The following is a 13,991-nucleotide window of genomic DNA, read 5'->3' as shown; positions in this document are numbered from 1 at the left end:
CGCGAAAGCTTCAACCAAAGGAGAGGCGAAGCAATGTTGGAAATTATTCTCAAACGGCTACTGGCAGCGGTTCCCGTCATGCTCATCGTCGCCACGGTGGTGTTTCTGCTGCTTCGGCTCGCGCCAGGCGATCCGGCGCGCGTCATCGCCGGTGATATGGCAAGCGAGGAAGCCATCGCGCAAATCCGGACGGACATGGGCCTCGATCAGTCCATCGGTACGCAGTACGTGCGCTGGATGGCCGCCCTCTTGCAAGGCGATCTTGGCCAATCGGTCCAGACCCGGCAAAGCGTGGCTTCGCTGATCAAGGCGCGGCTCGGCCCGACCTTCTCTCTGGCTGCCTGGGCCATCCTGCTAACCATCGCGGCGGCGGTTCCGCTCGGGGTGCTGGCAGCCTGGCGGCATCGCAGCATCACCGATCGCGGCATCATGGCCGGGGCGGTACTGGCGTTCTCCGTGCCTGCATTCGTCGTGGGGTATCTGCTGATTCTCGTGTTCGCCGTGAAGCTGGACTGGTTGCCGGTGCAAGGGTATTCGCCGCTGGCGGACGGCGTGGGCGAGTATGCCGCCCACCTGGTGCTACCCACGGTGACGCTGGCGATGGTCTTTGTTGCCCTGATCACGCGAATCACGCGGGCCAGCATGCTGGATGTACTCGGCGAAGACTTCGTGCGTACCGCACGTGCCAAGGGCGTGACCGAACGCATCGTGCTGTTCCGCCACGCGCTGCGTAACGCCGCCATTCCGATCGTCACGATTGTGGGCGTTGCGCTCACCACGCTGATCAGCGGAGTGGTCGTGACGGAGACCATCTTCAACATCGCAGGTGTCGGCCGCCTGATTGTCGATTCGGTTCTCGCCCGCGATTACCCGGTCGTACAGGGAACCATCCTTTTCTTCTCGTTCATCTATGTCTTCATCAACCTGATGATCGACCTGGCCTACGTCGCCCTCGATCCGCGAATTCGGTATTGATCGCCGCCCGCCCCGGAGCTACCTGATGTCATCGTCCTCCCTGCCCTCACATTCGCTGGCCGCGCCGCCCTCCCAGCTTCGCGTGGCTGCCACTGCCGTGCTCAAAGATCCGGTGATGCTCGGGTCCCTGCTACTGCTCCTGCTGCTGGTCGCCGCCACGGTAGGGGCTCCGCTGCTGGCGCAACACGATCCCGGCGCCCTGACGCCACGCGCCCGGCTGAAGCCATCGTCCGAGGTCTACTGGCTGGGTACGGACTCGCTTGGCCGCGACCTGCTGTCACGCGTGCTATACGGCGGACGTCTCTCCATCACGCTCGCCGCACTCGTCAGCGCGATCTCCGTCGCCGCAGGCCTGTTCATCGGACTGGCAGCCGGCTATGTCCGCCAACTCGATGCGCCCATCATGCGCCTCATGGACGGCATCATGGCGATCCCAGGCCTGTTGCTGGCGGTGGCGATGGTTGCACTGGGCGGCGCGAACATCGTGACCATGGTCGCTGCCATTTCCGTCCCGGAGATTCCGCGCATCGCCCGCCTGGTGCGCAGCGTCGTACTGTCAGTCCGCGAGGAGCCCTACGTGGAGGCGTCTATCGGCGCTGGCACGCCGGCATTGAAAGTGCTGTGGCGACACATCATGCCAAGCACCATCAACCCCCTTGTCGTGCAAGCCACCTTTGTTTGCGCGGCGGCCATCCTGACCGAAGCCGTGCTGGGCTTTCTCGGTCTCGGGTTTCCGCCGGAGATTCCCAGCCTGGGCAGCATCATCGCGGAAGGCCGCCCGTTCTTCCAGCGCGCGCCGTGGATCGTGCTCTACCCCGGTGTGTTCCTCGCCCTGCTGATCCTGGCCGTCAACATGTTTGGCGACGCCCTGCGCGATCGCCTCGACCCGCGTCTTTCCCGTCAATCCAAGGGCTGAAGCCATGAACGACTCTTATTCCGGACCTGTCATGGCAAACAATCAGGACGACCTTCCGCGTACGCCGATCCTCGCTATCCGCAACCTCAAGGTCCGTCTGCCCGGCGGTGGCGATCGCCGTTATGCAGTGGATGACATTTCGCTCACCGTGCATGCCCGCGAGATCGTCTGCATCGTCGGTGAATCCGGCTCGGGCAAGTCCGTGACGTCCAGTGCCGTCATGGGCCTGCTGCCAAAGGGGATTCTCACGCTGGAGAGTGGCCAGATCCTGTTGGCCGGGCGCGATGTCACCCATGCAGGACTCGACGAACTGCAGAAGCTGCGCGGAAATCGCATGGCCATGATCTTCCAGGAGCCGATGACCGCGCTCAATCCCCTCATGCGGGTGGGCGACCAGATTGCAGAAGTATTCGAGTTCCACGGAAAAGCGCTAAGCCGTGACGCGGTCGCCGATCGCGTGCTGGCTTTGCTTACGGACGTCCGGCTACCCTCGCCCGAGACGTTGCGGCATGCCCACCCGCATCAGCTTTCGGGCGGCCAGCGTCAGCGCGTGATGATTGCGATGGCCCTTGCCATGGAGCCCGGCCTGATCATCGCCGACGAACCTACTACGGCACTTGACGTTACGTCGCAGGCCCAGGTGCTACGCTTGCTCAACGAACTGCGCGGCCGCCACGACAACGGGGTTCTGTTCATCACCCATGACTTCGATGTCGTGGCGGAGATTGCGGACCGGGTCGTGGTCATGCAATCGGGCCGTATCGTCGAACAGGGTACGGCGGCGGAAGTGCTCGAGCACCCGCGTCATCCTTATACCCAGCGTCTGCTCGCTGCACGCCCGCGTGGCGACTTCCGCGCCGTGGCGCGCCCACCTGCAGCGGCGCCTGTCCTGGAGGTACGGGATCTCACCTTGCGCTTTGAAACGAAATCGATTTTCAAGTCGAAGCGCCGAAGCGTGGACGCCCTCGGCGGCGTGTCATTGAAACTGGAGCGCGGAGAGACCCTCGGCATTGTTGGCGAATCGGGTTCGGGAAAGACCACGCTGGGACGTTGCCTGGCGCGTTTCGCAACCCCCACCTCCGGCGCGATCCTGCTCGATAACCAGCCGATCTCCGCACTCCGGGCGGGAGATGCGCGCAGTTACTGCAAACGCGTGCAGATGGTGTTCCAGGACCCGTTCCGCTCCTTCAATCCGCGCAGGACTGTTGGACGCACACTCGCCGAAGGTCCCATGAACTTTGGCGCGGACCGTCGGCAGGTCCATGCGCGCATGCTGGAGCTACTCGATCTGGTCAGCATGGACCCAAGCGCGCTCGACCGTTTTCCGCACGAATTCTCCGGCGGTCAGCGGCAACGCCTGTCGATTGCACGAGCGCTGATGATGGAACCGGAAATCCTGATTGCGGATGAAGCCGTTTCCGCGCTCGATGTGTCCGTTCAGGCGCAGATCCTGGACCTGTTCGAATCGATCCGCGAGCGCCTCGGCGTCAGCATGATCTTCATCACGCATGACCTTCGCGTCGCCGCACGCCTATGCCATCGCATTGCAGTCATGCAGCGCGGCAAGGTTGTGGAGATCGGAACCGCGCGTGACGTTTTCCTACGGCCCTCTACCCAGTACACGCGTGAACTTATAGCCTCCATTCCAGGCGAATCGGCAGCCGGGCAAGCGACCCTTCGCGAACTCATGTAGGGTGATCTTCGTTAACGCTATTGCACCCGCTCATCATCACCTGACGGAGCCACGTTAGCGCCGGGTCATTGTCCTTTCGAGCGTGCCAAGCCTGCTGATATGCGATCTTGGGGAGGTGGAACTCCGTCGGAGGCGAAAATTGCCGGAGCCCCCGCAGCAATCGCTGCGGACCTACTGCACGACGCGCAATCGTCAGGACAAGATCAGTTTTTGGCAACAACTCAACTGCGGCACTCCAGTGTGGCAATGCCACCGCGATTCGTCTCGTCATTCCTTTGGAGGCAAGTACCCGATCGATTTCATCGTTCGCATCGGGTCTCATCGCAACCATGACATGGGGGCGATCCAGCCATTCTTTCAGGGACAAGCCACGTCGTTCTGGAATGGTTGTCTTGTCCGCCAAGCAGATGAAGTCGTCCACGAACAGCGTTTCGATCTGGATTTCCTGAGGGGGATCGGGAAACACGCCCAATGCCAGATCCAGTTCACCGTCAACGAGTTGAGTCAGCATCGCATCCCTGCTGGCCTGACTGATGGCGAGGTCAAAGCCGGGGGCATGCTCCCGAACAAATCGAACCAGGCTCGGCAGTACCAGACGTGCTGCGTAATCAGAAAGTGACAGTCGAAAGCTCCGCCTTGCCTGCAACGGATCGAATTGAGGTGCGCCCAGCAACGTATTGAGGCTACTTAACGCCTCCGTCAGTGGCTGTATCAACCCCCTGCTGCGCGTTGTCAGCTCCAGCTTCCCATCTTTTCGAACCAGCAACGGGTCGTTGAAATGCTCGCGGAGCTGCGCCAATGAATGACTCACAGCAGGCTGACTCTTGTGCAGCCTCAGTGCTGCTCTGGTCACGTGTTTCTCCGTGAGCAACGCATACAAGGTAAGCAACAAGTTCAAATCCATGCGGCGCAGTTCATCCATACGGCGAATGGTACACGTGCATGCAAACGATTTCCATCCGTGATTCATATGCCCGACTATTCAAGCGTTGGCTTTGACGTGCGAGGGAGTCGCAAACATGAACAGCAAGATGGCTTTGATGGCGTTCACCTCTTTGGGAATGGCCTTGCTGGCGGGAGCAGTCCTGCCTTTTCAGGCCGCCGCAAATGCAAGTGTGGGGCGCGCCTTGGGCCACCCCTTCTGGGGCGCGACGACGTCGTTATTGATCAGCCTCGCCGTGATGGTGCCGATGTTGGTGCTGGCTAAAGCCCCCCACCCAAATTTCGCAAACGCTTTTCAAGGGCCTTGGTGGCTTTGGATCGGTGGTGTTCTTGGAGCCGTCTATGTGGCCAGCGCTACGGCTCTGACGCCCAAGCTGGGCGCCGGTGGCTTTTTGGTGGCAGTGGTCGCGGGGCAAATGGCGACTGCGGTGGTCGTGGACCATTTTGGCCTGATGGGACTCGAGCCGAGGCCGATCAACCTGATGCGCGTGTTTGGTGTGCTCCTGATTCTTGGCGGTGTGTTCTTGATCCAATCTGGTGGAGCAAAGAGTCGAGTCGCCGTATCGGCGCCCGTGCATACCCATGTCACTGCGCCCTAAGCCAAGTCATTGATTTACCTCCTCGCGCAGCTACGCGGAACCTCTCAAAAGGAAATGAAAATGAACGAAATCAATACAAGCAAGCTGGGGCTGACCGCCGTTGTGGCCGCTGCCGCCGTGAGCCTCACTTCCCCGGCCAGCGCCTCGGACTTTGTCAAGCTCCAGTTCAGCGATGGACGTCCCGACGTGCACGGTACTGAAAGCGTCAATGCCGTGCTACGGGCTGTGGGAGTGCGCGCGAGCACCGTAGCGATTCCTGATGCGGTCAGGCCCATCTTGAAAGCGTCTCAGACTCGCGCCACCAACGACGATGAGCAACAACAGTTGCTCAAGAGCTTCGCGCTGAATCGGGCGGAGTTGCTGGAGCAAATTCGTCTGGCCGGACGCACGCCTGAAGTGGCACGCGGCGGTCTGTTGGGCACGCGTGAGGGCGACACCGCGCCGTATCCCAAGGTCTACGACATGAAGGCCTTGACCCCGGAAATGCAGACATGGGCGCTCAATCGCTACGGCCGCCTGCATGTCAACTCGTCGGATGCCGGCCCTGGCATCGACGAAGTCATGACGGTCGTATCCGGCGGACCTTTCACATGGATGTTCGTACTGCCAGACGCAACGGTTGCGCGTTTGACGGTGGATCGCATCGGCGAGAGCGGTCCCGCTGTGCGGCTAACTTATCCGGGTATGGGCACTCACGCAGGCTATATGGATCCGAAAGATGGGCTGATCGTAGCCTACGCTCATGGACCGGAAAGCTTTGTCATCCGCTTCGACGAAACGACGGCTCCCAACGCCCAACTGCTCAACACCAATCCATGGGTTGACTTCACAGGTCCTGTGCCGACACTTCGCACTAAAGTAAATTAAGGCAACGCCGGGCGTGGCTCGGCAGCAGCACATCATCAAGCGCGGAGTCAGGCTCGTCTCCGCACTTGATGACGCCGACCTCACTAGTAAAGCTCTCGCTGGCCGAATTCGGAGGACAGCGATGACGGCTTGGATGTTCGGTGCGGTCATTCGTCCACGGCTCATGCAATGACTCCGTTGGGTCGACTACCGAAGTCCGGCCGGGCAGCGGGACCTGGAGGAAGGGGGACTTCCGCCTTCGGCCAGGAGCGGCCTTCGAGAACCCGGCCTTAAACTGTGCGCAATCGATGAGAGAATCGAAGTCTCGTTGAAGGACGGAACCACACTGGATCAATCCATAACCTCTGGCACATGACAAAGGAAGAGTTACACGAACTACTGACAGGTGATTTCGGCCTTGTTAACGACAAAGTAGAACGTGGAGATCGGCGATCCTACTTTCTCAAGCGTGTCGACTGGCACCCCTCATCGACGACGCGCATTCTCCATGTTCAGTATGATCAGAATGGCCGCGTCACGCAGGTCAAGCGCTGCGTGTCATCGGACAACAACAACAGCGTTTTCGTAAGAGGCTCATTGGAGCGGCTCGTTTTACGACAAGCGGTTGAGGAGGAAATCGCAATGTACAACGCGTTAAACATGCAGGCCTGAGTGGCAACGCCCACGGCCACGAATTGGACGCCGCCTGAGAACGGGCCATTAGCAGACTGTCGACGTGACCGCCCTGATCGTCGACAATTCTCCCCGAGCGTCCCTCCTTTACCGACCATCCAAAGATATCGATGACAGCCAGTTTTCGCCTCATAGCGATCTACGCCGAAGCTGACATGCGCGGGCTTGCTCAACGATACGTAGCAGACTGTGCCGTAACTGCGCTTGCCCTTGAGGAAACCCAACCCTGGTTTTTGGTCAAGACAAAGACAGATGAGGAACGCGATCTCCTCACGAGAAACGAGGCGCTCCTGAGCGACTTTAAAGCGGTGTTTCTCGCTCGTGAGTGCCCTGATGAAATCGTCCAACGTCTCACATTCACGTTCCAGTCAGAGGAGACCGTGGACCGAGACTACGCGGGCAGTTGGTACTGGGCGTTGAAGTAGCCAGTATTCCGAGTGTCCGTTAGCGTACGCCTCCGCTGACAGCCTTGGGTCGGTCGTTGACGTTGGGTGGCAACCTGGAAACAGGTGGTCCAATTCGGGGCTCAAGCTTTCCAAGCTAGGCACCAATTTCTGTAGGCTGGTGCCATGATTGCGGTTGAGCTGTCCTTGTTGGACACCCCCCGCGGCGCCGCGCAGCCGAGTGAGGGCCTTTTCCTATTTCGATTTCCGGCTGAACTCGAGGTTTCCCCGGCAATCCACAATTGCGTAGTATTCCCCCCAGCCTTGGCGTAAGGCAATCATAGATAGCTGGGAATCGTAGACTGAGCCCTCGATGAATTCGAGGCCCTCGGTGGCCAGGTCGTTGCGCTTGAAGTGGTCGAGTACCGCCTGCTGGTAAAACTCAGGTGGCTCGGCACATGAAGGCAACTCGCCGTCATAGTTGCGAAAAATAACGAGACCAGCAGCGACGACGACCAGCACGACAAATAAAAGCACCACGCCGATGGTAGCTCGAAGCAGCGTTTTCCTCATACAAACCCGTTCTTGGCTAGTTGGTATCCGCATACTAGCAATCAGCCGTTCCGATACGGTGAAGCCTTTGTGAAGTAAAGATTTTCACGACTGATGACTACTATCAGAAAAGGGCCCTCCCAGCCTCCGAGAGGGCCCCCCCGACTAGCGCAGCTTTGTGGCCTGCTGCTTCCGGAATTGTCGGAAGCACCGGCGCTCACGTTTGCGGATCGATAATGCCGTAGAACAGCAGTCGGTCATCACTTGTAGTTCACTTCATAGTCCTTGTGACCGTAGATGGCGAGGACAGTCTCTGACGCCTTCAGCAGCTCAATTGAAGACACGAGACGTGATGGCGGTTCGTTGTTTGTCGAGTAGGAACATCATCAGGAATAGTTGGTGGGCCGCAGCCGAGTGCACCGGAGAAGCCCCTTGTGTGTCCGCTTTGGGGCGATCCGGCAGTCCGCTAAGGGTCGCTCTGCGACGGTCGCATCTTTTGACACGGTTGACTCCCAATTGCCCGCCAGGAACTGGCAGCTACCGACTACTCTCCTCGGCGAAAATAGCGACACGGCGCATGCCAAAAGCTATACCAAATAATTGCTCGGCACATCGCCCGCCAACGATGCATCACGTAGCCCGAACGATTGGGACAAAATATGCTGGGCGAAGAAGAGTGCCGTTGCAATCTTGGCCTCGGAGAAAGCCGGATCATCTGCCCGTCTCGCGTCCGCGACGAGCATGGCGCGGCCAAGCTGCCAGCCCGAGAAGACAATGCCGCATAGCTTCAGGTACGGCACGCTGCCGGCAAACACAGCATTCGGGTCCGACTTTGCATTGGCAACAACGAATTCAACTACGGCCTCCAACGCGGCACGCCCCCTAGCCAGATGCTCCTTCACCGTCGCAAATGCGGCACCTCCATGCTTGCCCAGAGCCGCTTCGGTTTCAGCAATGCTGGCGCAGATGGCGCGCGCCACCGCACCGCCGTCGCGCACGGTCTTGCGCCCCACCAAGTCGTTCGCCTGGATTGCTGTTGTACCTTCATAGATCGGCAGGATGCGTGCATCACGGTAGTGCTGGGCAGCGCCGGTTTCCTCGATGAAGCCCATGCCGCCATGCACTTGCACGCCGAGGCTGGTCACATCGATCGATAGTTCAGTGCTCCAGCCTTTCACGATCGGCACCAGGAACTCGTAGACCGCCTGGTTCTGCTTGCGCACGGTCTCGTCCGGATGATTCTGCGCAGCGTCGCTGGTAGCGGCAGCCACGTAAGCCACCGAGCGGGCACCTTCGATCAGACTGCGCATTGTCATGAGCATGCGCTTGACGTCGGGGTGGTGGACGATTGCCACCGCCTCGCGCGCCGAACCGTCGACCGGACGGCCCTGCACACGCTCCCGCGCATAGGCAACTGCCTGCTGGTAGGCGCGCTCTGAGACGGCGATGCCCTGCATTCCAACCGCAAATCGCGCCGAGTTCATCATGACGAACATGTACTCCAGGCCGCGATTTTCTTCACCGACCAATGTGCCAATGGCACCGCCATGGTCGCCGAACTGCAAGATCGCGGTCGGGCTGGCCTTGATGCCCAACTTATGCTCGATCGATACACAATGCACATCATTGCGCGCGCCCGTGGAGCCATCCGCATTGACCAGGAACTTGGGCACGATGAAGAGCGAGATGCCCTTCACACCTTCCGGCGCATTGGGTGTGCGGGCCAACACCAGGTGGACGATGTTGTCCGCCATATCGTGTTCACCGTACGTGATGAAGATCTTGGTGCCGAAGACCTTGTAGGTGCCGTCACCCAGCGGCTCGGCACGCGAGCGTACCGCAGCCAGGTCAGAGCCGGCCTCGGGCTCCGTCAGATTCATCGTGCCAGTCCACTCGCCGGAGATCAGCTTCGGCAGGAATATCGCCTTCTGTTCCTCAGATCCCGCTGTCAGCAGCGACTCAATAGCGCCATCGGTAAGCATCGGACACAGTGCAAATGACAAGTTTGCCGAATGCAACATCTCCTGGCATGCCGTCGCCAGCAACTTTGGCAGTCCTTGCCCACCAAATTGCGGCGGATGCAGTATCCCTTGCCAGCCCCCTTCCCCGAACTGGCGAAACGCGTCACTGAACCCTGGCGTCGAAACCACCGCGCCTTCACTCCAGTGGCTTGGTTCAAGATCACCAATGCGATTCAGCGGTGCAATGACCTCCTCACTGAACCTGGCCGCTTCCTCCAATACTGCGCATGCGACATCCCATGATGCGTCTTCGCATCCAGGCAGCGCGTTAACAGTCTCAAAACTCGCGATCGCGTCTAAAGTGAAACGCATCTCTTTTAATGGTGCGCGGTACGTCATCGGGAACTTCCTCTGTTGGGGGTAGATCGCCTCAGCGCCGGAATTGACTGCGAACTCACGCAACTCCGATTTTTGCCAGCCCTTCCGTCATCCGTGGCAGGCAGCGCCATTGTTTGGTCTGCAATATCGACTATTGAATCAGTCGCCGCCCGGCTTGATAGCGCATCGCGAAATGCCAACCCAGTTCTGCCATGGGCCCAGCCTTGCGGCCGGTTTCAACCGCATCAGCGGCCGCCGCATTGCCTTGCCGCGCCCTCTCTGCGATGCCGAACATGATGGCAGCCAGTCGGAAGAGGTTGTATGCGATGTAGAAATCCCAGTGCTCCATACCAGCGGTGCCATTGGCTTCGATATACCACTGCATATATGTCGTTTCGCTCGGTATCCCAAGGCTTGGGAGGTCGAGATCGGCAACTCCGCGCCATAGCGTTGACGGGATGTGCCAGCTCAGGCAGTGATAGGCAAAGTCGACGAGCGGATGTCCGAGTGCCGACAACTCCCAATCCAATACCCCGATGACTCTCGGCTCGCTCGGGTGGAAAACCAGGTTGTCCAGCCGGAAATCACCGTGAACGAGACGTGTCTCTTCGATTTCAGGGATGTTCCTCGGAAGCCAGTTCATCAGCGCTTGCATGGCAGAACTGTCACCGGCGCCCGTGGTGCGGCACTGACGCGTCCATCCAGCAATCTGGCGCGCAAGGAAATTGCCGTGCGGACTGTAATCACAGAGTCCAACCTGTTCGACGTCAATGCGGTGGAGGGAAGCCAGTACGCGATTCATCTCTGCGTAAATGGCGTTGCGCTGCTCGGGCTGCATACCCGGCAACGACTGGTCCACCAGCACCCTACCGTCCAGGTACGCCATCAAATAGAACGGGCTGCCCACGATGGCCAGATCCTCGCTGTACAGGTGGACTTCGGGAACCGGCACGGCGCTGCGTTGCAGTGCACGCATCACGCGATACTCGCGGTCGATGGCATGCGCCTTGGACTGGATTAACCCCGCGGGCTTCATGCGCAGCACATATCGACGCTCGCCAGACGAAACCAGATACGTGGGGTTGGACTGACCGCCGGTAAGGCGCGTGACGCTAAGCGATGCATGGTCTATCAGTCCGTGCCCATGTAGGAGTTGTGCCAGCGCATCCCAATTGCCGTGCGTCGTATCGTTCATTGGAACGTGTCCTGGATGATATTGAGCGTTGCGTGGTGAGTCACAGCGTGCTGACCAGATGCCCGCCGTCGACGGGCAACACAGCGCCGGTGATGTAGTCGGATGCCTCCGATGCCAACAGGAGCAGAGCGCCATCAAGCTGCGAGGGCTGCCCCAGGCGCCGCTGGGGAATACGCCGGACCATCGCTTGGCCACCGTCTGTCTCAAAGAAGGCGCGATTGATGTCAGTGGCGAAGTATCCCGGCGCGAGTGCGTTGACGCGAATGCCGTGACGTGCCCATTCGAGCCCGAGCGATCGCGTCAGGTGAATTAAACCGGCCTTGGCAGCCGTGTAAGCGGGAAGCTGCTGCGCGACCCTGATGCCGAGGATGGACGCGATATTGATAATGGTGCCGGGCCGGTTTGCTTCTCGCATCTGTTGCGCCGCGTACTGCGTCACACGCCAGGCACCTGAAAGATTGGTGTCGATGACCCGCTGCCATTCCTGCTCCGTTGTTTCCAGCGCGGGGCCTGTCGTTGCAATGCCAGCACTGTTGACGACAATTTCGACGATACCCAGTGCTTGCTCAGTCTTGAAGAAAGCACCGGACACGGAATCGGCGTCGCATACGTCGAGTTGCACGACGCAACCGCTTCCGCCCATTGCGAGAATTTCGTCTTTCAAACGGTCCCCTTCTGCCACGCGCCTGCCTCCGAGCGCCACCCGGCATCCTGCCTTTGCAAGTGTCAATGCGAAGTGACGACCGAGACCACTAAACGCGCCTGTGACAAGAGCTACCTTGCCCTCCAGGTCGGAAAAGACAGGGGTAGAACGGGGTGCGGAAGCCATATTTTCAGTCTCCTTCGAAGCGGTATGCGGAGCGGATACTTTTCAAGAAGTTGGTTCGTCACCCGCTCCCGAATGGTCCGCACAGATTAAGCGGCCGCATTCGAGCGGCCAGCCACCCTGATGGGGAGGCCCCCCTATAGGGGAGCCCCGGCAGGCAGCGGCCCCTCCCTTATCGGGGGGCTGGAAAGTGGGTCCATGGCGCTTACGCTGCCAGAAATCCGGCGGCCTTCGCACCAGCATGCCCAGACCTCAACGCATGCTTTCCCGCCCGCCGCCACAACGATCGAGGAGTCTCTCCGTGTCACGGCCCATTCCTATTCCCCGCACGCCATCCGCGTACGCCTATCCACTGCTCATCAAACAGTTGTTGCACACCCCCCTGGCGGTCAACCCAGAGCAGGAGGTCGTATATCGCGAGCAGGTTCGGCATTGTTACTGGACAATGCGGCACCGGATCGGACAACTGGCCAGCGGCTTGCATTCGCTCGGCATCGAACCCGGGGATACGGTCGCAATGATGGACTGGGATAGCCACCGCTATCTCGAAGGCTATTTCGGCATCCCGATGATGGGCGCGGTGTTGATGACGGTAAATATACGGCTCTCGCCTGAGCAGATCGCCTACACACTGAATCACGCACGGGTCAAACTGCTGATTGTCCACGCAGATTTCCTGCCGGTAATCGAGGCGATCCGTGGGCAACTCGAATCCGTCGAGCGCCTGGTTCTGATCGGTGAAGAAACACTCTCAATCGAGAACACTCCGCTACCTGAATGCTGTGTCACGGAGTACGAAGTGCTTCTGAACGCGTCTCCACCCGACTATGGCTTTCCCGACTTCGACGAGAACGCGCGGGCGACAACCTTCTACACAACAGGCACTACAGGGCTGCCCAAGGGCGTGTACTTCAGCCATCGGCAGATCGTGCTCCATACGCTTGCGACCATGGCCGCGCTCACGAGCGCCCCGAGACAGGGACGCGTGCATCGAGACGATGTTTACATGCCGCTCACGCCGATGTTCCATGTGCATGCCTGGGGGATGCCCTACGTAGCCACGGCTCTCGGCATGAAACAGGTTTATCCGGGACGATATTCCGCGGAGCACCTGTTGCAGCTGATACAACGCGAGCGTGTGACGTTCTGCCACGGCGTACCCACGCTACTGCACATGATCCTCTCGCACCCCGATTCACCCGGAGTCGACTTGAGCGGCCTGAAGATGATCGTTGGTGGGTCGGCACTGCCACGCGGCCTGGCGCAGACCGCTATCGATCGCGGGATCGATGTCTTTACCGGCTACGGCATGTCCGAGACGTGTCCCATTCTCACGCTGGCGCAGGTCAAAACGACGCTGCTTGATGATGTCGAAACCGCGCTCGACGTGCGCACCAAAGCTGGACTACCAATCCCTCTTGTTGACCTGCGTATCGTCGATGAAGGTATGCGGGATGTCGCTCACGACGGCAAGGCCAGTGGTGAAATCGTGGTACGGGCGCCATGGCTCACGCAAGGCTACCTTGGCAACCCAGCAGAGTCCGAAAACCTTTGGGCCGGTGGCTACCTCCATACCAACGATATCGGCGCCATCGACAGCGATGGATATCTGCAAGTCACGGACCGCATCAAGGATGTGATCAAGAGCGGCGGCGAGTGGGTGTCGTCACTCGAACTTGAGGACCTGATCTCGCGTCACGCCGCGGTCAACGAAGTGGCTGTCATCGGGGTAAAGGACGCGCGGTGGGGCGAGCGTCCGCTGGCGTTGATCGTACTCCGGCCAGGGCAGACGGTCAGTACCGCCGACATTCAGGGTCATCTGCACGACTTCGTCCGTCGCGGCGTCATCTCAAAGTATGCCGTCCCGGACCGCGTGCACTTTGTTGACGCGATCGAGAAAACAAGCGTGGGAAAGATCAACAAACGTGTGCTTCGCGAAAAGTACCAGACCGACCTGCCCGCTCCAGTCTCACATCCATAGCTGCGGCAGTCCTGCCAGGCGTGGAAGGTGCGTTTTCACTACTCATACAAC

At 59.7% G+C, this 13,991-nt stretch carries 12 protein-coding genes; 6 read left to right on the top strand and 6 right to left on the bottom strand.

Annotation, left to right across the window (positions count from 1 at the left end):
• Positions 1–33 precede the first annotated feature (33 nt).
• Genes GA566_RS05490 through GA566_RS05480 form a run of 3 tightly spaced genes read left to right on the top strand, consistent with a single transcriptional unit; the run spans position 34 to position 3,584 of the window.
• Positions 34–975, top strand: coding sequence for an ABC transporter permease (locus GA566_RS05490; protein ID WP_160471936.1), 942 nt, complete (start codon positions 34–36; stop codon positions 973–975).
• Positions 976–1,000: 25 nt separating this feature from the next.
• Positions 1,001–1,891 (top strand): ABC transporter permease, encoded by an 891-nt coding sequence (locus GA566_RS05485; protein ID WP_160471935.1) that lies wholly within the window; start codon positions 1,001–1,003, stop codon positions 1,889–1,891.
• A gap of 31 nt (positions 1,892–1,922) precedes the next feature.
• Entirely contained in the window at positions 1,923–3,584 is a 1,662-nt protein-coding gene (locus GA566_RS05480; protein ID WP_160471933.1) for an ABC transporter ATP-binding protein, read from the top strand.
• On the opposite strand, the gene GA566_RS05475 is transcribed toward GA566_RS05480, so the two are convergent.
• Positions 3,577–4,506, bottom strand: coding sequence for a LysR family transcriptional regulator (locus GA566_RS05475; protein WP_160471931.1), 930 nt, complete (start codon positions 4,504–4,506; stop codon positions 3,577–3,579). The genes GA566_RS05480 and GA566_RS05475 overlap by 8 nt on opposite strands.
• Positions 4,507–4,603: 97 nt before the next feature.
• Here GA566_RS05475 and GA566_RS05470 point away from each other — a divergent pair, with 97 nt between their 5' ends.
• Entirely contained in the window at positions 4,604–5,125 is a 522-nt protein-coding gene (locus tag GA566_RS05470; protein WP_160471930.1) for a DMT family transporter, read from the top strand.
• A gap of 60 nt (positions 5,126–5,185) precedes the next feature.
• Entirely contained in the window at positions 5,186–5,992 is an 807-nt protein-coding gene (locus GA566_RS05465) for a hypothetical protein (RefSeq protein WP_237380063.1), read from the top strand.
• 500 nt (positions 5,993–6,492) lie between these two features.
• Here GA566_RS05465 and GA566_RS05460 read toward each other — a convergent pair whose 3' ends face one another.
• The 5 genes from GA566_RS05460 to GA566_RS05440 all read right to left on the bottom strand — a co-directional run bounded on the left by GA566_RS05460 (position 6,493) and on the right by GA566_RS05440 (position 11,962).
• Entirely contained in the window at positions 6,493–7,011 is a 519-nt protein-coding gene (locus GA566_RS05460) for a hypothetical protein (protein WP_160471928.1), read from the bottom strand.
• Positions 7,012–7,302: 291 nt separating this feature from the next.
• Positions 7,303–7,620: a hypothetical protein gene (locus tag GA566_RS05455; RefSeq protein WP_160471926.1), complete on the bottom strand. Its 318-nt coding sequence runs from the start codon at positions 7,618–7,620 to the stop codon at positions 7,303–7,305.
• Positions 7,621–8,186: 566 nt separating this feature from the next.
• The gene (locus tag GA566_RS05450; protein WP_160471925.1) at positions 8,187–9,959 is read right to left on the bottom strand and encodes an acyl-CoA dehydrogenase; all 1,773 of its coding nucleotides are present in this window, start codon (positions 9,957–9,959) and stop codon (positions 8,187–8,189) included.
• 130 nt (positions 9,960–10,089) lie between these two features.
• Positions 10,090–11,133, bottom strand: coding sequence for a phosphotransferase family protein (locus tag GA566_RS05445; protein WP_160471923.1), 1,044 nt, complete (start codon positions 11,131–11,133; stop codon positions 10,090–10,092).
• 40 nt (positions 11,134–11,173) lie between these two features.
• Positions 11,174–11,962, bottom strand: coding sequence for an SDR family NAD(P)-dependent oxidoreductase (locus tag GA566_RS05440; RefSeq protein WP_160471921.1), 789 nt, complete (start codon positions 11,960–11,962; stop codon positions 11,174–11,176).
• Between the two features lie 256 nt (positions 11,963–12,218).
• Between GA566_RS05440 and GA566_RS05435 the strand changes: the two genes are divergently transcribed.
• Positions 12,219–13,940 carry a fatty acid--CoA ligase gene (locus tag GA566_RS05435; RefSeq protein ID WP_160471919.1) on the top strand — a complete coding sequence of 574 codons (1,722 nt, stop codon included), beginning with the start codon at positions 12,219–12,221 and terminating at the stop codon, positions 13,938–13,940.
• Positions 13,941–13,991: the final 51 nt, after the last annotated feature.

The sequence above is a fragment of the Cupriavidus sp. SW-Y-13 genome, from assembly GCF_009793345.1.
Lineage (GTDB): Bacteria > Pseudomonadota > Gammaproteobacteria > Burkholderiales > Burkholderiaceae > Cupriavidus.
This window is presented reverse-complemented; position numbering and strand designations above follow the sequence as displayed.